The following is a 22,058-nucleotide window of genomic DNA, read 5'->3' as shown; positions in this document are numbered from 1 at the left end:
GCGTGATCGCGGGCGATGTGAGGGAGGACGGTCGCCTGCCACCACGAAAAAGGGCTCAGCGAACTTCAGTCGCGATGTCGGGATTTTTCCCGTCTTGTAGCACGGGTGCGGATCGGACAAAGCACCGCCAAGCGCCGATATGGTCGGCCGAGCGAAGAGTTCTGCCCGGTCTAGCGGCCAATGCGGCCCCTAACTGCCATACAGCACGATAGGTCCGATTTGCAGGACTGCGCCTTTGTTGCCATCTTACCTTGCAGTTGTCTTGTCGGGAATCTACCGGGGAATGCTACAAATTGCAGCGCAGTCCCGAAAAGCGGGAGCGCGCGGCTAGCGACGGCTATCGCTTGATTCCGACAAAAGGAGATTGACGTGCTGAAGAAGACGTGCATCGTCGGCGGCCTGTTCCTCACCACGGCCGCCGGTGCCCTGTTCACAGGCTCGGCCGCGTCTGCGTCGGTTCCCGCCTGGGGCGGCGGCGGCTGCTGCGGCAGCTCCAGCCATTTCCGGTTCTTCTCGCACCACCGGAACTTCAACGCCAACCAGAACGAGCTGTTCAACCACCTCCGCATCCGGATCCACAACCGGAACAACAACATCGCCATCGCGCGGAACCAGCAGGCGCAGGCGGAGCGGCAGAACCAGTTCGAGCGCCAGTTCGAGCGTCAGCGGCAGTTCGAGATCGACTAAGAATATTCGTCATCGGGTCGCGCTCGTTTCACAGGGCGCGACCCGATCGCGCTTCCCAGCACGCCCCATCACTCAAGCCGGCCGGCTCAGATCGGCCCGTAGATCGCGCTCTTCGCGCCGGTGGTCAAAGCCCAGTAGCGGTCGCCGAATGACCAGTGCCACCACTCCGTGGGGTAGTTGACGAACCCTACGGCGGTCATCATCTCGGCCAGCAGGTCACGGTTGGCCCGAGCAGTGCTGGAGACAGAGGCGTTCATCGGGCAGGTGTCCTCCTGGCCCGTACGGTGACCGTTCACCGGACCGCCCATATCAAGCTCGAGACCGTCGGCGGCTGCGAGGGTCAGGTCCACCGCGGCGCCGGCGCAGTGCGGTGCGACGTCCACCGGCGAGACGAACACGCTTGTCCGCTTCCGCAGCTCAGCAGGGTCGCTGATGCCGTCGCTCCGAAGCCGTTCTTCATGGCGCGCGAACCGCCGAGCTTGTTCGGCGGTCGTGCGATGGCCTTCGATGACGAGCAGCTCGACCCCATCGGGAAGCCTCGCGGCCGCTGTGCGGAGGCGGTCCAGGACACCCGCCCTCACACGACCGTAGGCGCCCTCGGCGTCCCGTTCACGCGAATCCAGGCGCAGTCCCGGGACCACACCGACGTCGACAAGAGGCTCCCCGCAGTCGATCACAGGAACGCGCTGGACCCGAGGATCACTGAGCAACAGCAAGAAGCGTCCATTCGCCGGGAGCCGACCGCCATCGCCTCCATGATCGCATCAAGGCCGACGGCGCTCCCGCGGGAGGACGCCGCCGCGTCGACGACCATGCGACGCGTGACGCCGAGTACGACGACGGCGACTCCTGCGCTCAGCAGCCACCAGGTGCGTGGATTGTCACCGAGGATGGCCGAATGTCCGTTTTAGGGCTTGTCGGGCCGCACACCTCGGGCGTACGGTGCTGGACATGTCTGAACAGGTCAGGGAACAGGAGTGGACATGACGGACGCTCCTGTCCTCAAGCACCAGAACATCGCCCGCACCCTCGCCGGGGAGATCCGGGCGGGCCGGTTGAAGCGAGGCAGCAGGCTTCCCGGCGAGCACGCCCTCGCCGCCCGGTTCTCGGTCAGCCGGAACACCATTCGCTCGGCGCTGACCGAGCTGAGCCGGGAAGGGCTCATCTCGACCCATTCGGGCAAGGGATCGTTCGTCACCTTCGACGGTCGCCTACTCGACGATGGGCTTGGCTGGGCCCGCGCCCTGGCCGACCAGGGCGTGGCCACCGAGACCCGGCTGCTGCGCCTGGAGAGGGTCGACGACCCCGGCCTCGCGGAACGGCTCGGCCTGGAGTCGTCGTCGTTCTTCGCCGTCGACCGCGTGCGGACCCTGACGGACGGGCCGGCGGTATCGCTGGAGCGCAGCCGTATCCCCGGCGTCGACGGCCTGCTCGATCTGCCCGCCAGAGGCCTGATCGAAGGATCGCTGACCGCGACACTGGCCTCCGTCGGGCTGTACGCCGACCACGGCGATGAATGGGTTTCGGCCGGGCCCCTCGAGACCGCGGACGCGGAGGAGCTGGGCCGCCGGCCCGGTGAGTGGTTCCTGCGCACGCGGCGCGTCAGCTGGACCGCGGCCGGTGACCTCGTGGAGCACGTCGAGAGCCTGCTCGACCCGGCGCGGTTCCAACTGCACCTGCGTTTCGGGGCCTCCTCATGACCGGTGCCGCCGACCGTGCCCTCGGAGCGCTGTACGGGCTGGCGATCGGTGACGCGCTCGGCATGCCGACCCAGTCGCTGCCCCGGCAGGCGATCCAGGAGACGTTCGGGACGCTCACCGGATTCGAGGCCGCTCCGCCCGACCAGCCCCTGGCGGCCGGAATGCCGGCCGGAGCGGTCACCGACGACACCGAGCAGGCCGTCCTGCTCGCCCGCCTGCTGATCGACGGTGGTGGGCGGATCGACCCGGTCGTGCTGGCGCGGTCCCTCCTCGACTGGGAGGACGACATGCGCCGGCGGGGTTCGCTGGACCTGCTCGGCCCGTCGACGAAACGCGCCGTGGCGGCCGTCGCCGGTGGCACTTCGGTCGATGAGGCCGGCCGTCACGGCGACACCAACGGCGCCGCCATGCGGATCACGCCCGTCGGCATCGCCGCAGGCAGGGGCGGGCCCGACTCCCTTCTCGACAGCGTCGTCGAGGCGAGCCGTGTCACCCACAACACCAGCGTCGCCCTCGCCGGCGCCGCGGCGGTCGCGGCGGCCGTGAGCGCCGGGATCGACGGCGCGGACGTGAAAGAGGCCGTCCGGCACGCCGAGCACGCCGCGGCGGCCGGTGTCCGCCGTGGTCACTGGGTGGCCGCCGCCGACATCGCCGCGCGCATCCGGTGGGCGACCGGCCTCGTGGCCGGCCGGCCCGTCGCGGCCGCCGCCGAGGACATCTACGACCTCGTCGGCACCAGCGTGGCCACCCAGGAGTCGGTGCCGGCCGCTTTCGCGGTCCTCGCCCTGTACCCGGACGACCCATGGCAGGCGTGCCTGCTCGCAGCCTCACTCGGCGGCGACTGCGACACGATCGCGGCGATCGCCGGAGCCATCGCGGGGGCCTGCCACGGCATCCGCTCCTTGCCCGAAGAGGCCGTCGCGACCGTGCGCCGGGTCAACGACCTCCCCCTCGACGACCTGGCGCTCCGCCTCCTCACCCTGCGTCACGGGGCCTGACCGCCCCATTCGAACCCCCGAGAAGGTCCCCATGTCCAACGACAACAAGGTCGGCGCCGTCGAAACCCGCGGCATCGAGCCCGTGCCCGACGAGGAGCGCCGCGGCGGTCCGCTGCAGCTCTTCTGGGTGTGGTTCGCCGCGAACATCTCCATCCTCGCGCTGCCGCTCGGCGCGACTCTGGTCGCCCTCCGCGGCTTGAACATCTGGCAGGCCGTTCTCGTCGGCGCCATCGGCTCCTTCGGCTCGTTCGCCCTCGTCGGGCTCATCAGCGTCGCCGGGAAGTGGGGCGGCGCACCGAGCATGACCCTGTCCCGGGCGGTCTTCGGCCCGCGGGGCAACCACGGCCCGACGCTGGTGTCATGGTTGTCACGCGTCGGCTGGGAAGTGGTGAACACGACCACCGCCGCGTACGCCCTGCTCGCCATCCTCCACATCGCCTTCGGCGTCGGCGCGGGTTCCGTGCTCACCGTCGTGTGCCTGCTCGCCTTCGTCGCCCTCACCCTGCTCGTGTCCGGGCTCGGGCACGCCACCCTGGTGTGGATCCAGCAGCGGGCGACGTACGTCTTCGGCGCGCTCAACGTGGTCGTCGGCGGCTTCCTCGTCGCGAAGGTGCACTGGCACGCGGTGCTGCACGCACCCGCCGCGCCGGCCAGCGCGGTGATCGCCGGGATCGGCGTGATCGCCGCCGGAACGGGCATCGGCTGGGCGAACGCGGGCGCCGACATGGCCCGCTACCAGCCGCGTCGGGTGCCCGGCCGCCGGATCGTCGCGGCCGCCGCGGCCGGCGCCGGCGTCCCGCTGGTCCTTCTCATCTCCCTCGGCGGCCTGCTGTCGGCGGGCGACCACACGCTCGCCGCCGCCTCCGACCCGGTCGCCGCGATCCAGGCCATGCTGCCCTCCTGGATGGCCATCCCCTACCTGCTGGCGGCGTTCGGCGGCCTGCTGCTGTCCAACCACCTCTCGGTGTACTCGGCCGGCCTCACCATGATCACCCTGGGCATCCGGCTCCGCCGCGTCGTCGCGGTCGGCATCGACGTCGTGCTCACCCTGGCCGGCGGCGTCTACCTGATGTTGATCGCGAAGAACTTCTACGGACCGTTCATCACGTTCATCTCCCTGCTCGCCGTGGCCATCACGTCGTGGGTCGCCGTCTTCCTCGTGGACATGTGGACCCGGCGGGAGTACGACCCGGACGGGCTGATGGACACCACGCGCGGCGGCGTCTACTGGCACCGTGGCGGCGTGGCCTGGCCCGCCTTCACCGCGTGGGTGGCGGGCATCGTCACCGGGCTGCTGTTCACCGTCGCCCAGACCTCCGACACCGACGTGTGGTTCGCGGGGCCGCTGTCGCACACCTGGCCGGCGCGCAACGGACTCGGCTGGCTCGTCGCGTTCGCCGTGGCCGCCCTCGTCTACCTGGGCCTGCGTGCCGCCACGGGCCAGGGCGGCGCCCACCGGTCCGGGCGGCCGGCGCGCGAGATGAGCCGGGTGGCCTCGTGAGGCCCTCCATCGGCCGGCTGGTCCACGTCGGCAACGTCCTCATCGACGTGGTCATGGAGGTGCCCGCGCTGCCGCGGCCGGGCGGCGACGTCCTCGCCGGAGCCAGCCGGATCACCCCCGGCGGCGGCTACAACGTGATGGTCGCGAGCGCGCGTCAGGGCCTCGAGGTCGCCTACGGCGGGTCCCACGGCACCGGGCTGTTCGGCGATCTCGCCCGTGCCCGGCTGGCCGAGGCCGGCATCTCCGTCCTCCAGGAGCCGACCGCCGGCGTCGACACCGGCTTCGACGTCGCGTTCGTCGACGATACGGGAGAGCGCACCTTCGTCACCGCCACCGGTGCGGAGGCGGCGCTGACGTACGAACAACTCGCCGGGATCGGGCTGCGGCCCGACGACGCCGTCTACGTGTCCGGGTACGGCCTGGCCTACCCCGCCAACCGGGACGCCCTCACCCGCTGGCTGGAGACGCTTCCCCGCGGCACCGTCGTGATCGTCGATCCGGGACCGCTCGTCGCCGAGATACCCGCCGACGTCCTCGGACCGGCGCTGGACCGCGCCGACTGGTGGAGCTGCAACCTCGACGAGGCGATCGCGACGACCGGGCATACCGATCCGGAGCAGGCGGCCATGGCACTGGCCCGGCGGACCGGACGGTCCGGTGTCGTCGTCCGCATCGGCCCGGCCGGGTGCCTCCTCGCCATGCCCGGAGCCGAGGTCCTGCGCGTCCCCGCCTTTGACGTACGGGCGGTCGACAGCAACGGCGCCGGTGACGCGCACGTCGGCGTCTTCGTCGCCGGTCTCGCGGAAGGGCTGTCACCGGCGCGGGCCGCGCTGCGCGCCAACGCCGCCGCCGCGATCGCCGTCACGCGCCGCGGCCCGGCGACGGCACCGACCCGCACGGACGTCGATCGTCTCCTCGACGGGGCATGACGGAGACGACCCGCGCGCCTTTGGGGTGGGCGGCCACCACTAACGGAGACGACCCGCGCGCCTTGGCACAGGCGGCCACCGATGGGGGCAGCGCCCTCGGCGCTCCGTGTTCGTCCAGCAGGCGAGCGTGGTGACCGTGCCGCTCGCCGGTGCTCACACGGTTCGCGCGTGAGCACCGGCGAGTGGCGGTGAAATCAGCCGGTGTACGCGGCGAAGATCTTGGAGAACTCGTAGGGCTGCTGCGGGATGTTGGTGCACTGATAGAGCGCGCCGGTGCAGGCGTTGCGGTCTCTGGTCTCCTCCCAGAACGCGAGCATCCCGAGGTGGTGCTGCTTGGCGAAGGTCACGAGCTGGCGGGCGTCGTCCTGGTTGTAGACGTTGTGGTCGTCGTTCTGGCCGAGCATCGGGGTGACGCCGACCATCGCCCAGAGCTGGGCGTCGGTCTTGCCCGGGTACAGCGTCTTGAGCTGGTCGTGGGTCGACTGTGCGGCCTGCACCGCCGCGTCGCCGTAGTCGACGGAGCGGTAGTAGTCCATGGCCATGACGTTGACGAGGTCGAGGTCGACCCCGGCGTTGTTGGCGGACGTGACGACGTTCAGGCCGTCGGAGGTCAGGCCCTCCGGCAGCACCGGCAGGGTGAGGGAGATTTTCAGGCCGGGGTGGCTCTGCTGCAGCCGGGCCAGGGCCTGCGACCGCCGGTCCACTGACGCCTTGTCGGCCACCGCGGCGCCCTCGATGTCGAAGTCGACGTACTTGGCGCCATAGGCGTCCACAACCGCGGCGTACTCGGTGTACAGCGAGTTGACGTCGCCGCAGGCCTGAGCGAGCTCGATGCCGGACGCGCCGCCGAAGGAGATCTTCACGTCGCCGCCCGCCGCGCGCAGCTTGTCGATCTCGTCCTTCTGCCAGGCCGCCCTCGGATCGTAGGCGTTGAACCAGCTCGCCTTGCATCCGGCGCTCGTCACGAACGCGAGGGTGAAGCCCTTGAGCCCACCCGCCTGCGCCATCTCGCTGAGGACGGGGGTCGGCCAGGAGCCCATGTCGACGTACGGTGCGACGTACGGCCGACTGCCCGAGGGCGGCGGAGAACCGGCGTCGGTGGTCGCGCTCACCTGGGCGGAGAAGGCGGAGAGGTTTCCGGCGGCGTCCCTCGCCCGCACCTTGAACGTGTAGGTCGTCGCGGGCTGGAGCCCGGTGACCGTGGCGCTCGTACCGGAGGCCGTGGTCGCCGAAGTCGTACCCTGGAAGATCTCGTATCCCGTGACGCCGGTGTCGTCCGTGGCGGCGGTCCAGGACAGCGACACGCTCGACGAGGTGTGGCCGGTCACCTTGAGGCCCGATGGCGCGGACGGCGGTTGGGTGTCGCCGCCGCCGCTGCCGCCGTCGCACGAGGCGCCGTTCAGCCGGCAGCCGGACGGGTCGGCGGTGCCGGAGACGACGAAGCCGAAGCTCACCGTGGCACCGGGAGCGATCTGCCCGTTGTACTCGCGGTTCTTGAACGTGTAGTGGTCACCGGACTTCGAAAGCAGCGCGTCCCAATAGGTGCCGACCGTGGTCGACGCGGTGAGGTCGAACTCCACGGTCCAGCCGCTGATCGTCGTGGTTCCGGTGTTCTTGATCGTGTACTGAGCCTGGTAGCCGGTGTCCCAGCTCGAGGTCCTGGCGAACGTGGCGGTGGCGGCGGTGGCCGCGTGGGCGGGGCGGGCGACGACGAAGCCGGCGAGCAGGGCCGTCGCGGCGAGAGTGACGAATAGGCGTCTCAACGTCTCGCTCCTGGCGGGGAGAGGAGGAAGGATGGCCCCCGAGAAAGCTTTTAGTAAGCTTTCCTGTAAGTTAGTACTCCGCCGGGCGTCCCGCGTCAAGGGCGCGCCGACCCGGCCGCTCACAGCGGAAGCCGGCCCGGTCACGCAGGATCGGGGGTCCGGGTCGGCTTCTCGTTGACTCATCGGATGTCTCCCGGATAATGCAGTCGAAGGCCTGCAAAGGTTTTCATGCCTGCCGGCCCTCGCGGCCGGCAGGCGGATCAGAACAGCGAGCCGTTCCACTCCCCTGGGTGACACGCGCCCCCGCCGTGTCGCTGAAGCGGCACGTCCCCGCCCAGACACAGGAGGACTGGATGAAACGGCGGAGGCTTGGAACAGCCCTGTGCGCGCTCGCGACGGCGATGTGCGCGACCACGGCGACCGCACGCGCGGCCGCAGCCGATCAGCTGCTGTCGCTGAACCGGCCCATGACGGCGTCCTCGTCCGGCGGATGCTGCGCCGCCAAGAACGCCGTGGACGGCGACTCGTCGACACGGTGGGCCAGCACCGCGGGCAAGGATCCCCAGTGGATCTACGTCGACCTCGGCTCGGTCGCCCACATCAGCCGGGTGCGCCTGCAGTGGGACGCCTCGTGCGCCGCCGCGTACGAGATCGACACGTCGAACGACCATGCGACCTGGACGCGCATCTACTCGACGACCAGCGGCAAGGGCGGCGTCGAGGACCTCACGTCACTCGACGGCACCGGGCGATACGTGCGGGTGTACGGGACCAAGCGGTGTCGCAGCGACTCGTCCCACGGGTACTCGCTGCAGGAGTACGGCGTCTACGGCACGATCGGCGGTGACACGACGCCGCCGGCCCCGCCGGGCACCCCCGCCCTCGTCGGCGACACGCCGAACAGCGCGACCATCCGCTGGACCGCCTCCACCGACGACACCGGCGTGACCGGCTACGACCTCTACCATGACGGCCAGCTGTGCGCGAGCGTCGACGGTTCGACGCATACCGGCACCTGCGGCGGCCTGAACCCCAACTCGACGTACGGCTTCTACGTGAACGCCCGCGACGCGGCCGGCAACGTCTCCCAGCCGAGCGGCACGCTGTCGGTGACGACGCCTCCGTCCGACGACCACACGCCGCCGACCGCGCCGACGGACGTGCACACCACCGCGGTGACCGGCACCGGCATCGGGCTGGCCTGGACCGCCTCGACCGACGACGTGGGCGTCGCCGGTTACCGCGTCTACGACGTGACCGGTGGTACCCGAACGCGAATCGGAGCGTCGGACGCGGACACCCCGCGCGCGACCCTGGACGGCCTGACGCCGAACACCACCTACCACCTGCAGGTGACGGCGTACGACGCCAACGGCAACGAGAGTGACGGCAGCACGCCGGTCCTCGACGTCACGACCTCCGGGAGCTCGCAGTGCACCCCCGCCGAGGGCGTCTGCGCGGTGACCCAGGTCGGCACGGACGACGATGTCGTCTGGGGCCTGGTCACCCTGCCCGACGGCACGATCCTGTTCAACGAGCGCGACGCGCACTCCATCGTCCACCTCGACCCCAAGACCGGGGCGAAGAAGACGATCGGCACGGTCCCGAACGTGCAGAGCACCGACGGCGAAGGCGGCCTGACCGGGCTGGAGATCAACCCGGTGAGCTTCTCCTCCGACCACTGGCTCTACATCATGCACACCTCACCGTCGGACAACCGGATCGTGCGGATCAAGTACGACCCCTCCGCCGACGCGCTGCAGACCGGCACCGAGCAGGTCCTCGTCTCCGGCATCCAGCGCAACAAGTTCCACGACGGCGGCCGGCTGCGCTTCAGCCCCGACGGCAAGTACCTGTTCGCCGGCACCGGTGACGCGCAGAACGGCGACAACGCCCAGAACACCAGCAGCCTCAACGGCAAGGTGCTGCGGATCGCCCCGGACGGCTCGATCCCGGCGGACAACCCGTTCCACAACGCCGTGTGGAGCTACGGCCACCGCAACGTGCAGGGCCTGGCGTTCGACGCGCAGGGGCGCCTGTGGGAGCAGGAGTTCGGCAACAGCGTCATGGACGAGACGAACCTCATCACGAAGGGCGGGAACTACGGCTGGCCGTCCTGCGAGGGCACGTCCGGCACCTGCGGAACGTCCGGGTTCATCGCGCCTGAGCACACGTATCCGGTGGCCGACGGCTCCTGCAGCGGCATCACGATCGTCCGCGGTTTCCTGTACGTCGCGTGCGAGCGCGGCACACGCCTCTACCGCGAGCAGATCTCCGGGAGCGGCCTGGCCAACGTCAAGGAGTACCTGAACGGCGCCCACGGGCGGCTGCGCACCGTCGAGCCGGCACCGGACGGCGGCATCTGGCTGGCCACCTCCAACGGCGGCGACAAGGACAGCACCGCGCACAACAGCGACAACCAGATCTTCCACGTCTCGGTGTCCTGAGGGCACCGTTCGGACGCGCGGCGGCCGGCGGAAGTGCCCCGCCGGCCGCCGCGCGTCCGCCCCGACGGGCGTCGGGTACCGCTCGCGGGGTCTGAGGCGTCTCCGCCTGCTCTACCCGGCCGCGGCCGGCGGTCGATCAGGCCGGTTTCTGGTCGATCAGGCCGGTTTCAGGTCGGCCAGGCCGGTGCGCATGCCCGTGACGTCCTCACCGACCGCCGCCACCGCGCCGCTCAGGCGCGCCCCGGCCCGTACCCGTGCGCCGGGGAGGACCACCGACCGATCCACCTCCGCCCCCGGCTCCAGGACACAGCCGGGATACAGCAGACTGGACCGTACGACCGCGCCGGGCGGCACGTCGGCGCCCGCCCCGACGAGACTGCGCAGGTGGGGGACGAAGCGAGGGGGCGCGTCGGCCAACGTGCGTGGAAGAGTCTCCGGCGGCAGCGGGAACGGACGGTCGAGCAACCGCATCTGCTCCAGGTGGTAGCGCTCCACGGTGCCGATGTCGGCCCAGTATCCGGAGATCGGATGGGCCAGGACACGACGTCCGTCCCGGATCATCACCGGGAGGACGTCCCGGCTGATGTCGTGCTGCCAGCCGTTCTCGCCGAGCGCGGCGAGCGATGTGAGCACCTCCTCGAGCACGTCCGCCCGGAACAGGCAGAACGCGGTGAACACCAGGTCCGACGTCGGCTCGGCGGGCTTCTCGACCAGGCGGCGCACGCGCAGGTCCGCGTCGACGTCCACCATGCCGAACAGGTGCACGAAGCGCCGTTCGATGCGCTGCACCCCGATGGTCGCGTCGGCGCCGGCCGCGCGGTGCGCCGCCACCATCGGCCCGTAGTCGAAGACGTAGACGTGATCGGCGTGCTGCACCAGCACGTCTCTCGCGCCGGGTGCGAACAGGTACTCGGCGTTGTTCAGGAGGGCGTCGGCGGTGCCGGACTCGGCGGGCCGGGGCGGCAGCGGGGCGCCGGCCGCGAGACCGCCCGAGCGCACGAGCTCGTCGTGGGGGCCGAAGTTCACCCGGACTCCCCTGCCGTCCCAGTGCGACGTGAGATGGTCGATCAGGTCCCGCTCCCGGTGCATGGACAGCAGCACCACCTCGGGCACTCCAGAGCGGGCCGCGTTCGCGACACTGAAGTCGACCAGACGGCAGGACGCGGCGTACGGAACGAGCGGCTTGCACATGGCGTCGGTCAGCCGGCCCATCCGCTCACCGAGACCACCGGCCAGCAGCGCCGCGCGCACGTCCTGCAGGGTCATCGGGTCCTCCTCCGGAAGTGAGACGGCCGGTCCGTCACCATGTGCGCCCCTGCGGGCGGGCCCGCGGCAGCAGCTCGCGCAGGAGCCGCGCCGAGACGCCCACGCTCTGCTCCCGGGGCAGCAGGGCGTCCTCGTGCTCGACGTAGAGCACGCCGTGGAAGTCCTCGTCGAGCAGCGCCGACACGATCGCCGGCCAGGGCAGCCCGCCCGCGCCGAGGGCACGGAACCGGATCGGCGGCCCAGGGCCGTACCGGGACCAGCCCGCTCCGCGTGGCGCCTCGGCGCCCCTCCAGACCTGCAGGTCCTTCGCGTGAGCGGCGCCGAGGTCGGTGCCCCAGCCGCGGACCGCGTCCACGGGGTCGTGTCCCGTGGCGGCGAGGTTGGCCGGGTCGACGCAGAGCCGGACCGCGGCGCGCGGCTCCGCCCGCGCCGCCGCGTCGAGCAGGTGCCGGGCGCTGGCCCGGTCGTAGGCGACCTGCTTGGGATGCGGTTCGACCAGCAGTGTCACGCCGTGCTCGGCGGCCAGCCTCAGGACCGGCCGTGCCCGCTCGCACCAGTCGGTGACGTTGTCGGCCCAGCTCACGGTGCTGTGCCACCAGGAGAGCCAGCGGGCGACGTCCGGCACGCCGAACATCAGCCGGGCGTGGGGCGCGCCCAGGTCGGCGGCGAGCCGGACCGTGTCGAGGGCGTGCCGCAGGGCGTGCTCGCGCTTGGCCTGCTCGGAGCCTTCGAGCACGGGATCGGTGTGCGGGCCGTGCGGGCCGAGCAGCAGCTGGGTGTCCCGGCTGTTGCTCACACAGCCGACGCGCACGCCCGCCAGCGCGGCGCGCAGTTCCGCGCGGTAGGCCTCGTCCCGGGACCAGCGCGCCAGATCCAGCAGGCCTGAGGTGGTGTCGGTGGGCAGGTCCACGGCGTCCGCCTCGAACAGCGCGGCCTGCTCGAGCGCCGCGGCGAGCCCGGAACCGCCCCAGGCCGCCAGGCACAGTCCGATGCGCACCTGCGGGTCGCCGGCCTCCGGGGGCGGCGGTGTGGGGTTCGGCCGGGTGCGGCTCGGCGCCGGGTCCAGGTCGATGAGCCAGGTGGCGCCGCCGGCCGGCCCGTCCGGCGGGCGGACCCGGCCGTCCCGGACGTGGTTCCGGAGCGCGGCGTGCACGGACGCCACCGGTTCGGCGACCGGGACGACCTCGGCCGCCGACAGCTCGGAGCGCAGCCTCCGGGTGAGTTCGGTCAGTAGCGGGGGGCAGCCGCGCAGCACACCGCCGCCGGCGGCGACGGACCAGTGGCCGGTGAGGCCGGCCCGGTCGCGGGCGGCGCGCACGCCCAGGACGAGTTCGTCGAGCGCGGCGGACACCAGCGCGGCCGCGGGACCGTCGCCGTCCAGCCAGGCGTCGCACACGGCCGGCGCGAGGGCGGCCACCGCGGCCTTGGGGAACGCCTCGGCGGCGAGTCGGCGGGCCAGTTCGGCCGGGGTCGCCCCGTGCCGGTCGGCCAGCCGGGCGCCGATCGCGGTCGCCGGGCCCCGGCCGTCCTCGGCGCGGACGGCGGCGCGGAGCCCGGCCAGCCCGAGGTCGAAGGCGCTGCCCTCGTCGCTGCCCAGGTACTCGCAGCCACCCACCCGCGTCAGCACGGCGCGGTCACCGGCGGCGATGAATCCCGACCCGGTGCCGCACACCAGCGCGACGCCCCGGCCGTCGAGCGGCGGGGCGACGAGCCAGGGCAGGGCGTCGTTGGACAGCAGCAGCCGTCCGTGCACTCCCGCCTCGCGGGCGAGCGCGCGCAGGCGGTCCGGTTCCCCGCCCGGGTCGGCGAGGTCCACGGTCGCGGTGGCGATCCACCCGGTTCCCGGCCGGCCGTCCAGTGCGGCGGCGACCTCGCCGAACAGGGCGCGCAGGGCCCGGTCGGCCGCGTCGGCGCCGACGGACGCGGGATTGACCGGCCCGTACGTCCGGACGACGCCGGGGCCGGGTGACGGGACGATCAACGAGGTGGTGCTGCCGCCGGCATCGACCGCCCACAGCGCCGTCATCGGCGGCCCGCCGGGATGTCCTCCGCGACGTTGCGCAGGAGGGCGGCCCGCACCTCGTCCTCGGTGACGTCATCGACGATGAGAGTGGTGCCCAGCTCGATCGGGAGCACGAAACGCAGGCTGCCGTCCCGGATCTCACGGATCTTGTCCAGTGCGGCCAGCACGTCCTCGACGGGCGGCACGGACCGGAGTTGTTCCAGGCGGACCGGCAGGCCGAGGCCGGTCAGAAGCCGGGTGATCCGGTCGGCGAGGGCCGGGGCGAGGAGGCCGCGGGCCCGGGAGATGTCGACGGCGATGGCCATGCCGAAGGCCACCGCCTCACCGTGCAGTACCGGGCCGTACCCGGTGGTCGTCTCCACGGCGTGCCCGACGGTGTGCCCGAAGTTCAGCGGGCGGCGCAGGTCGACCTCATAGGGGTCGCGCCCGACGAGTTCGCACTTGATGGTGCTGGCGGCGCGGACCAGCGTCTCGGATGGCTGGGGACTGCATCGCACCAGTTCATCGGCGTTCCGCTCGATGAACTGGAACAGTTCCGGGGAGGCGATGACCGCTTTCTTCACGACCTCGGCGAGACCCGCGCGCGCCTGCCGCGGGTCGAGCGTCTCGAGGAACTCCAGGCACGAGATGACGGCGCGTGGCTGGTAGAACGCGCCGACCAGGTTCTTGGCGGCGTTGTGGTCGACCGCGACCTTTCCGCCGAGCCCCGCGTCGACCTGGGCGAGGAGGGTGGTGGGGACGTTGACGTAGGGCACGCCGCGCATGTACGCGCTGGCCACCCAGCCGACCGTGTCCATGATCATTCCACCGCCGAGCGCCACCACGACGTCCCGCCGCGCCAGGCCGAGCTGGGCCAGCCAGTCGATGAGCAGGTAGGCCGTGTCGAGGCTCTTGCTGCGCTCCCCCGCCGGGATGGCGATGCTGCCGAGCAGTCGCCCGCGCTCGCCGAGGGCGCCGGTGATCCGGTATGCGGGAAGCGAGGCGACGGTCCGCTCGGTGATCACTGCGGCGCGACGGCCGTCGAGTTCGGCGAGGAGAGCTTCGGTGGCCGCCGACGAATCACGCACGACGTGGATGCGATAGGTGTCCTCGCGGTTGATTTTCAACTCAATGGCCGACGGAGTCGTGGACAACGGGATGCGATCGCGAACGACATAGCCGCTTTCGGCCATCTTCCTCCTTACCGAGATCAACCAAATGAGTCGGGTTTACCCCCGAATCAGATTCGGTAACCCTCTAAGTCACCATGTTTGTCAAATCGGAGATTTGCCAATGATGTGGGTCGATGCGTACATCTGAGGGCGCCGGCCGGAACGCCGAGCGGGTGAGATCTCCGGCGGATGTGACATGCTCCGCTCGCAACGGGCCGGCCGCCACGCGGGTCGACGGATCCGCCCGGCGCGAGGCCCTCCCATGCTGACGATGGTGGTCGGCAGCGGCTATCTCGGCGGGCGCATCGGCGCCCGGATCCGCGCGCTCGGCGGCAGGGCGGTCCTGTGCTCGCGACGACCGCCGACGGCCCGGTCCTCGACGGGCATGAAATGGCGGGAGCTGGACGTACGCGACCCCAGGGCCTGCCGGGACACCCTCCGCCTCATCGCGCCGGACGCCGTCGTCGTCGTGCACGGCCCCTCCGACATCACCTGGTGCGAGCGGCATCCCGAGGAGGCGATGGCCGCGCACGGCACCGGCGCGGCCAACCTCGCGGCGGCCGTCGGGAGACGTCCCGTCCTGCTGATCTCGACGGACAACGTCTTCGCCGGCACCCGGCACAGTCACCGCGAGTCCGACGAGGTCGCGCCCGCCAACGCGTATGGTCACGCCAAACTGGCCGCCGAACGGACCCTGCTGGACACCGGCTCTACCCTGGTGCTGCGCGTCAGCCTCGTCTACGGCTGGGATCCCGACGGCCACCGGCCCAACTACTTCACCACCTGCGCCCGCAGGCTCCGGGCCGGGCTTCCGGTGGAGGCCCCGGACGACCACTGGAACACCCCGGTGCTCGTCGACGACGTCGCCGCCTGGTCGGCCGAGCTCGTGCGGACCCGGCGGACGGGTGTACTGCACCTGGCCGGGCCCGATCGCCTCTCGCGGTACGCCTGGGCCGGCCGGATCGCCCGGGGCCTCGGGCTGGACGAGAGCCTGATCCGTCCGGTCCGCAAGGCGGGTACGGCCTACGCATGCCGCCCGGACAATGCCTGCCTGCACAGCGAGTACGCGGCCGACCTGCCGGAGCTGACCGGCCTGTGGCCGGTGGACGTCGACGAGGGCACCCGCCGGCTGGCCGGGCGTGCGCTCGCCCCCGAAGCACCCTTCACCGTCCCCGCACCCCGATCCGTGGAGGAGTGAGAGTGAGCAAGCGGGTCTTCCTCGCCAGCAAGCGCGCGGTGGTCAGCTACGCCCCCGAACCGGAGACCGGGCGGCTGCGCGCGTGGCTGGCCCCGGGCGGCACCGGCAACGTGGTCGCCGAGCAGGCCGGGTACCTGGACGTGGCGTGGATCGTGAGCGCGGACAGCGACGACGACCACCGGGCGGCGATCGAGAACCCGGACGGCATGAGCATCGAGCTGCCGTCGGGACGCACGGTGCGGCTCCACCAGCTGCGCCACGACCGCGACGCCTTCCGGACCGTGCAGAACTTCTTCACCGCCGAGCTGATGTGGGCCGGGAACAACTACGGCTGGGACCGCTGGACCCAGCCGTCCTTCGGCGAGGAGACCCGGCAGGCGTGGGAGCGGTTCGGGGAGTTCACCGAGGACTTCGCGGGTGAGCTGCTGCGGCGCTCCGCGGACGAGCCCGACCCGGTCTTCCTCGTCCACGACTACCAGCTCGTCCGCGTCCCCGAACGGCTCCGGGCCCGGCGCCCGGACGCGCCGATCCTGCTGTTCGTGCACATTCCCTGGCCGTCCGCTGACTACTGGCGGATCCTCCCCCGGACGATCCGGACCGGCGTGCTGGAGGGCATGCTCGCGGCCGACACCATCGGGTTCTTCGCCCACCGCTGGACGGCCAACTTCCTGGCCTGCGTGGCCGACCTCCTGCCCGACGCCGAGGTCGACACGGACGCCTGCACCGTACGGCGCGCGGGCCACCTGACCAAGGTGCGCACCCAGCCTCTCGGGTACAGCCCGGAGACGCTGCACCGCCGTGACGCGCGGCTGCCCGCGGGCATCGCCGAATGGGCCGGCGACCGCCCTCTCGTCGTCCACTCCGGCCGCACCGACCCGATCAAGAACGGTGAACGCGCCGTGCGGGCCTTCGTCCTGGCCGTTGAGGGGAACGAGCGCCTGCGCGGGACCCGGATGCTCGTGCGGATGAACCCGAACCGCCTGTACGTCACGGCCAACGCCGAGTACCAGAAGCGGGTGGAGCAGGCCGTCGCCGAGGCCAACGCCACGCTGGGAGCCGACACCGTGCGCGCGCACTGCGACAACGAGGTCGGCCACACCTTCGGCTGCTTCGAACGGGCCGACCTGCTGATCTTCAACTCCACGGTGGACGGCCAGAACCTCAGCGTCTTCGAGGCGCCCCTGGTGAACGAGCGAGACGCCGACGTCGTGCTGTCGGAGATGGCCGGCGCGGCCGAGATCCTCGGCCCGGTGTGCCGCACGGTCAACCCCTACGACCTGACCGAGCAGGCCGAGGCGATCGCCGCCGGGCTGCTGGCCGGCCCGAAGGAACGGGCCGAGGCGGCACGGCGGCGACGCGAGACCGCCCGGCCGTGGACCCTGGAGTCCTGGGTCACCGCGCAGCTGGCCAGTCTGGACGTCGGGTGATGGACGCCGGCGCCGACCCGCAGGCGTTCGCCTACTACGAGCTGGGCGACGTCCACCTGGTCCACGGCGAGGGCGTGCGCGTCTGGGACGCGGACGGCCGGGAGTACCTCGACTGCGTGTCCGGGACGTTCAACCTCGTGCTGGGGCACAACCACCCGGCCGTGCTGGCGGCGGTCCGGGACCAGCTCGGCGACCTGGTGTTCGCCAGCTCCTCGTTCCGTACGACGCCGACCGACCGGGTCATGGAACTGCTCGTCGAGCTGAGCCCGCCGGCGCTGACCCGCGTGAACCTGCGCAGTTCCGGCGGCTCCACCGCCAACGAGGGCGCCATCAAGATCGCCCAGTGGATCACCGGCAGGCGGGACGTCATCGTGCCGTTCCGCGGGCACGTCGGCCAGAGCGTCGCCGCCACCAGCTACAACGGGACCTCGCGGATGCGGGCGCCGTTCCCGTACCACCTGCCCGGGGCGGTGCACGTGCCCGAGCCGTACTGCTTCCGCTGCTTCTACCGGCAGACTCCGGACACCTGCGGCATGTGGTGCGTGGACCGGATCGAGGACTTCATCACCTACGCCAGCTCGGGCAGCGTCGCGGCGATGATCATCGAGCCGATCAGCGGGGTGGGCGGCAACGTCGTCCCGCCCCCGGGCTACCTCCGGCGGCTCAAGGAGTTCTGCGAGGAACGCGACATCATCCTGATCTTCGACGAGAACCAGACGGGGCTGGGCCGGACCGGCCGGCTGTTCGCGGCCGAGCACTTCGGTGTGACCCCGCACATGATGACGCTGTCCAAGGGGCTGACCGGCAGCGGCTTCCCCCTCGCCGCGATCCTCACCGAGGAACGCCTCGTGGGCATGCCGCGCTCGATGCACGGGTTCACCTACGGCAGCCACACCCTGTCCGCGGCGGCCGCCGTCGCGACCCTGAACGAGGTGCGCCGCCCGGAGTTCCTTGCCGGCGTGCGCGCGACCGGGACCGTGCTGCTGGACCGGCTGCGCGCGCTCCGCTCGGACTTCCCCTGCGTGGGCGACGTGCGCGGCGTCGGCCTCATGCTGGGAGTCGAGCTGGTCGAGCCAGACGGCGCCCGCTCCCCCCGGCTGGCCACCGCGCTCAACAAGGCGCTCACCGACCGGGCGGTGATCACCCGGGTGTCCGAGCACGGCCAGGGCAACGTGATAGAGCTGCGGCCGCCGCTGGTACTGACGGCCGAGGACGCCTGCCTGATCGCCGACCGCTTCGGCGAGGCACTGGAGACGCTGCGGCCGTGAGCGGCGCATCGGACACGGCGGCGTGGGGAGCGGCGCCGCTGAGCGTGGAGCTGACGAGCTCCGGGCCGCGGCTGTCCCGCGCCTGGCCCCGCCGCCCGGACACACCGGAGGCGGTGCTCGTCGAACCGGCACTGATCGGGATCTGCAACTCCGACCTGAAAGAGATCGCCGGCCGGCGGCCGGGGCCGAGCCAGTTCGGCCACGAGCTGGTCGGCGTGGTGGCGCGCAGTTCGACTCCCCGCCTGCCGGTCGGCGCCCGCGTCTGCCTCGATCCGAACGTGCCGGTGCTGCGGAGCACCGGATTCGCCCGCTCGATGTGGGCCGGTGGGGACGGCGACGCGCTGGTACGGGCCCTGCCGCCGGCCCCGGCCGGGGTCGGGGAACGCCGCCTGGTCTTCGCCGAGCCGCTCGCGTGCGCCGCGCACTGTCTCACCATGATCAGCCGCCATCTCGGCGGTTCCGACCTTCGCGGCGCGACCGTCTGCGTACTGGGCGCGGGAACGGCCGGCGTGCTCATCGCCCGGCTGGCCGAGGCCGCCGGCGCCCGCGTCCTGATCGTGAACCGTGCCGCCGACCGGCTGGCCTTCCTCGCCGCGCGGCGGATGCTCCCCAGGACCGGCGGCGCGCCCCTGGGCGAGACGTCCTCCGACGCCCACGACATCGTGGTGGTCACCACCAGCTTCGTGCTGCCGGAACTTCTGGAGCACGCGCTACGGCTGGCGCACCGCCACGGGCTCGTCATGCTCTACGGCGGCACCGCCGCAGGCGACCGGCTGCCCGGCCTGAACTGCGACCTGGACCGCCTGCGGCGGGGCGAGCGGGTTCAGGAGGCGGAGTGGCGCGGCAAACCGGTCCGGGTCGGAGGAAGCTACGGAACGACGCCCGACGACTTCCGGCGCTCGCTGCGGGCACTGTCCGACTCCCCGGACGGGCTGGGCGTCGAGCGGCTGATCATCGCGGAGGTGTCCCTGTCCGAGCTGCCGGCCACCCTGCGCCGGCTCGCGGCGGAACGGCGATTCGGCAAGGTGCTGGCACGCCCTTGACCCTCCTTCGGTCCGCGGCCGACGCCGTCAGCGGACCAGCCGGAGCACGGCGGTGAGCCCCCGCGGCGTGCGCACGGACCGCTCGCTGGGCAGCAGGTAGACGGGCAGCCCGGCGCGCACGGCCGCGCCGTCCTTCACCGGGTCGTCCCCGACGTACAGCACGCGGTCCGGGGAGGCGCCCAGCCGCTCGCAGGCCAGGGCGAACAGCGCGGGATCCGGCTTGGCCATCCCGTGCTCGCAGGACAGCACCACGGTGTGCAGCGACTCCAGCGCGCCCACCCGCGCGAACGCCGGCCGGATGTCCCAGCCGATGTTGCTGAGCACCCCGATGCGGACGCCGGAGTCCCGCAGGGCGCGCAACACCGGCACGGTGTCCGGGTACGGCAGCCACGCCTCCGGATCGATCAGGCATGCGTAGAGCGCCGCGACCAGCTCGGGCCCGAACGGCCCGGCCTCGGCGATCAGCCTGGTCCACACCGACCGGTGCGCCTCCGGGGAAAGGTCGGATCCCTCACGCGCCGCGAAGCCCTCGGGCGAGTCGACGTGGCGCAGGGTCCGCCGGATGACGTCGGCGGCCGTGAGCCCGTCGAGTTCGACTCCGTGGCGGGCGGCCGTCGCGACGAGGGCAGCCGGGTCCAGCACCCCGGTGTCGTCGAACAGCGTGCCGGAAAAGTCGAACAGAACAGCTTCCACGCGGGCGTCCGCCAGTTCGTCCACGTCGACAGCATAGGGGGCGGCGCGCGGGCACCTCTGCCCCCTCCAGACTCAGTGGCCACAGCTGAGACCGAGGATCGGACCGGCATACGTATACCTAGGCGGCGGTTCGGGTACCCACGCAGGTATTTGTCCCACTTCGGCGCCGTCAGATCCGAGGCATTCTTGTAACTGGAAGAGGTACACCACGACCAGCCAGAAGGGGGAGATCCGCAATGTGCCAGCACCGACCGAAGTGCCCGTCCGCGGACGCTCCCGATCACGACGCGGCCCGCCTCGTCACGTACCACGCCGAGCAGGGTTGGGGTCTGCTTTGCAACGGCGTCATCGTCTTCGACGACACCGGCGAGCTGCTGCCGGACGGCCGCAGTGTCCCCATCCACGACGACATGTTCGAACCCGTGGCCGCCTAGCCCGCCCGCGCCGCCGCGAACGCGCGACGACACGGCCCTCGGCAGGCCCCGAGCCGCCGAGTGATCCTCGCGACGGAGCCACCCGCACCCCCGCGGGTCCCCCAAATGGGCGCCGGAGCCGACATACCCTCCATGTGTCGGCTCCGGCGCCCACTACGTGCGCAGAAGCCCTCCTTGCGCGGCCTCCGGGGAACACTCCCCCGTCGGAGGCCTCCACGACCGGCACAGGCGTCGTCATGCGTCCACACGGCCCGGTGATGTTCGCGCGGTCCTCGTGCCGGCGAAGCCACCGAGGCGGAGCAGCGGTGGCGCCAGGACGAGCAGAGCGGCGCCGAGGGCCGCGACCGCGACCATCGCCCCGCGCAGCCCGACGGCGTCGGCCCACAGGCCGACGTAGACCGGGCTGAGCAGGAAGCCCAGGTACGAGACGGTGCCGACGATCGACGTCGCGCGGCCCCGGTACGCCTCGTCGACGTCACGCGACACGATGCCGAGGAGGGTCGGGAACAGCACGGCGGTCCCCGCTCCGCCCAGGACGAGCCCCAGCGCGGCCACCAGCAGGGTGGGGGCGGCCGCGATGATCAGTGCTCCGAGCGCGGCGGCGAGCGCGCCGGCCAGGACGACGGACCGCGCGTGGACGTCCTTGAGCCCGCCGATCGAGAAACGCGTGATCGCGACGGTTCCGGCGAAAACGGCAGGGGCCACCGTGGTGAGCCACGCCCCGGCATGCAGCTCGTCCTGGGCGAAGATGGCGCTCCAGCTCTGGTGGGCGTTCTCACTCGCGAAGGCGAGCGTGCCCAGGACCCCAACGAGGAGCAGCGGAAGGTAACGGGATCGGGCGGTGGACGACGCCTCCGCCGGGCCGGTGCCCGCGTCGGCGTCACCGTGACCGGCGGTGTTCGGCGGCAGCGTCCGGAGAAGGGCCGCGCCCGCGACGACGGCGAAGACGGCCATGGCGATGAACGGCACGGCGAGCGGCCAGGACGCGGCGGAGGCGGCCCCCGTTCCGAGGCTGGCGAGCACGACGAGAGCGGAGAACGTGCCGTGGGCGTGGGTGATGACCGGCCGTCCGGCGATCTTCTCGGCCCGTCCGGCCACCGCGTTCATGGCCACGTCGGCCGCGCCGCTCGTCGCTCCGGCGATGGCCAGCCCGGCGCACAGGCTCGGCAGGTTCACCGCCGTCAGCGCCAATACGGCTCCCACGATGCCGAGCAGGGCGATGACACCGGCGGCGACCTTCAGCCCCCAGCGGTCGAGCGCCCTGCCCACCAGCAGCATGGCCGGAAGGGCGCCCGCTCCGACGAAGAGCAGCGCGAACCCGAGCTCGCCGTCGTCGACCCCTGCCTGGTCCTGCACTCGGGGCACCGAGGCACCCCAGACGCCCCAGAACGCACCGAAGGCGGCAAATGCCGTGAACGCCGAGAAGACGAGACTGCGTGGCGAGGCGATGGGAACTCCTTGGGCCCGTGGTCGTCAAGATCGCGAGCGACCACGGTATCGAGAGCACGCCGATGCCCGCGCCCGGCCGAT

Annotated in this window: 18 protein-coding genes; 11 read left to right on the top strand and 7 right to left on the bottom strand. The window is 71.8% G+C overall.

The window, feature by feature from the left end:
• Positions 1–369: 369 nt before the first annotated feature.
• Complete coding sequence (locus AB0I04_RS05790; RefSeq protein ID WP_360879594.1) at positions 370–687, top strand: hypothetical protein; 318 nt, start codon at positions 370–372, stop codon at positions 685–687.
• A gap of 86 nt (positions 688–773) precedes the next feature.
• Here the strand turns inward: AB0I04_RS05790 and AB0I04_RS05785 are convergent, their stop codons facing one another.
• On the bottom strand, positions 774–1,403 hold the full coding sequence (locus AB0I04_RS05785; protein ID WP_360879591.1) for a M15 family metallopeptidase: 630 nt from the start codon (positions 1,401–1,403) through the stop codon (positions 774–776).
• Between the two features lie 267 nt (positions 1,404–1,670).
• Between AB0I04_RS05785 and AB0I04_RS05780 the strand changes: the two genes are divergently transcribed.
• From AB0I04_RS05780 to AB0I04_RS05765, 4 genes are read left to right on the top strand one after another with little or no spacing between them, the layout of a single operon-like run.
• Positions 1,671–2,387 carry a GntR family transcriptional regulator gene (locus AB0I04_RS05780; protein WP_360879588.1) on the top strand — a complete coding sequence of 239 codons (717 nt, stop codon included), beginning with the start codon at positions 1,671–1,673 and terminating at the stop codon, positions 2,385–2,387.
• A complete protein-coding gene (locus tag AB0I04_RS05775) occupies positions 2,384–3,385 on the top strand; it encodes an ADP-ribosylglycohydrolase family protein (protein ID WP_360879585.1) in 1,002 nt (333 codons plus the stop codon). The genes AB0I04_RS05780 and AB0I04_RS05775 overlap by 4 nt, the downstream gene beginning before the upstream one ends.
• Positions 3,386–3,416: 31 nt before the next feature.
• Positions 3,417–4,886: a cytosine permease gene (locus tag AB0I04_RS05770; RefSeq protein WP_360879582.1), complete on the top strand. Its 1,470-nt coding sequence runs from the start codon at positions 3,417–3,419 to the stop codon at positions 4,884–4,886.
• The gene (locus tag AB0I04_RS05765; protein ID WP_360879580.1) at positions 4,883–5,815 is read left to right on the top strand and encodes a PfkB family carbohydrate kinase; all 933 of its coding nucleotides are present in this window, start codon (positions 4,883–4,885) and stop codon (positions 5,813–5,815) included. The genes AB0I04_RS05770 and AB0I04_RS05765 overlap by 4 nt, the downstream gene beginning before the upstream one ends.
• 194 nt (positions 5,816–6,009) lie before the next feature.
• Here AB0I04_RS05765 and AB0I04_RS05760 read toward each other — a convergent pair whose 3' ends face one another.
• Complete coding sequence (locus AB0I04_RS05760) at positions 6,010–7,578, bottom strand: cellulose binding domain-containing protein (protein WP_360879577.1); 1,569 nt, start codon at positions 7,576–7,578, stop codon at positions 6,010–6,012.
• Positions 7,579–7,868: 290 nt separating this feature from the next.
• Here AB0I04_RS05760 and AB0I04_RS05755 point away from each other — a divergent pair, with 290 nt between their 5' ends.
• Positions 7,869–10,025, top strand: a complete 2,157-nt coding sequence (locus AB0I04_RS05755) for a PQQ-dependent sugar dehydrogenase (protein ID WP_360879574.1) — start codon at positions 7,869–7,871, stop codon at positions 10,023–10,025.
• Positions 10,026–10,181: 156 nt separating this feature from the next.
• Here AB0I04_RS05755 and AB0I04_RS05750 read toward each other — a convergent pair whose 3' ends face one another.
• The 3 genes from AB0I04_RS05750 to aroB are packed head-to-tail and all read right to left on the bottom strand — an operon-like array spanning position 10,182 to position 14,486.
• Positions 10,182–11,291: a sugar phosphate nucleotidyltransferase gene (locus AB0I04_RS05750; protein WP_360879571.1), complete on the bottom strand. Its 1,110-nt coding sequence runs from the start codon at positions 11,289–11,291 to the stop codon at positions 10,182–10,184.
• 34 nt (positions 11,292–11,325) lie between these two features.
• Positions 11,326–13,317 carry a TIM barrel protein gene (locus AB0I04_RS05745; RefSeq protein WP_360879568.1) on the bottom strand — a complete coding sequence of 664 codons (1,992 nt, stop codon included), beginning with the start codon at positions 13,315–13,317 and terminating at the stop codon, positions 11,326–11,328.
• Entirely contained in the window at positions 13,314–14,486 is a 1,173-nt protein-coding gene (aroB, locus tag AB0I04_RS05740) for a 3-dehydroquinate synthase (protein WP_360879565.1), read from the bottom strand. Before aroB ends, AB0I04_RS05745 begins: the two co-directional genes overlap by 4 nt.
• Positions 14,487–14,727: 241 nt before the next feature.
• Between aroB and AB0I04_RS05735 the strand changes: the two genes are divergently transcribed.
• Genes AB0I04_RS05735 through AB0I04_RS05720 form a run of 4 tightly spaced genes read left to right on the top strand, consistent with a single transcriptional unit; the run spans position 14,728 to position 19,401 of the window.
• Positions 14,728–15,663: a sugar nucleotide-binding protein gene (locus AB0I04_RS05735; RefSeq protein ID WP_360879562.1), complete on the top strand. Its 936-nt coding sequence runs from the start codon at positions 14,728–14,730 to the stop codon at positions 15,661–15,663.
• Positions 15,664–15,665: 2 nt separating this feature from the next.
• A complete protein-coding gene (locus AB0I04_RS05730) occupies positions 15,666–17,090 on the top strand; it encodes a trehalose-6-phosphate synthase (protein WP_360879559.1) in 1,425 nt (474 codons plus the stop codon).
• Complete coding sequence (locus AB0I04_RS05725) at positions 17,090–18,358, top strand: aspartate aminotransferase family protein (RefSeq protein WP_360879556.1); 1,269 nt, start codon at positions 17,090–17,092, stop codon at positions 18,356–18,358. Before AB0I04_RS05730 ends, AB0I04_RS05725 begins: the two co-directional genes overlap by 1 nt.
• On the top strand, positions 18,355–19,401 hold the full coding sequence (locus tag AB0I04_RS05720; RefSeq protein ID WP_360879553.1) for an alcohol dehydrogenase catalytic domain-containing protein: 1,047 nt from the start codon (positions 18,355–18,357) through the stop codon (positions 19,399–19,401). Before AB0I04_RS05725 ends, AB0I04_RS05720 begins: the two co-directional genes overlap by 4 nt.
• Positions 19,402–19,428: 27 nt before the next feature.
• Here AB0I04_RS05720 and AB0I04_RS05715 read toward each other — a convergent pair whose 3' ends face one another.
• Positions 19,429–20,118 carry an HAD-IA family hydrolase gene (locus AB0I04_RS05715; protein WP_360879550.1) on the bottom strand — a complete coding sequence of 230 codons (690 nt, stop codon included), beginning with the start codon at positions 20,116–20,118 and terminating at the stop codon, positions 19,429–19,431.
• Between the two features lie 212 nt (positions 20,119–20,330).
• On the opposite strand from AB0I04_RS05715, the gene AB0I04_RS05710 reads away from it, so the two are divergent.
• Positions 20,331–20,528 (top strand): DUF5999 family protein, encoded by a 198-nt coding sequence (locus AB0I04_RS05710; protein WP_360879547.1) that lies wholly within the window; start codon positions 20,331–20,333, stop codon positions 20,526–20,528.
• A gap of 234 nt (positions 20,529–20,762) precedes the next feature.
• On the opposite strand, the gene AB0I04_RS05705 is transcribed toward AB0I04_RS05710, so the two are convergent.
• Complete coding sequence (locus tag AB0I04_RS05705) at positions 20,763–21,977, bottom strand: MFS transporter (RefSeq protein ID WP_360879998.1); 1,215 nt, start codon at positions 21,975–21,977, stop codon at positions 20,763–20,765.
• Positions 21,978–22,058: the final 81 nt, after the last annotated feature.

The sequence above is a fragment of the Actinoallomurus sp. NPDC050550 genome (assembly GCF_040655075.1).
In the GTDB taxonomy this organism is placed as follows: Bacteria; Actinomycetota; Actinomycetes; order Streptosporangiales; family Streptosporangiaceae; genus Actinoallomurus.
The sequence above is the reverse complement of the archived record's forward strand: the minus strand, read 5'-3'. Positions and strand labels throughout refer to the sequence as shown.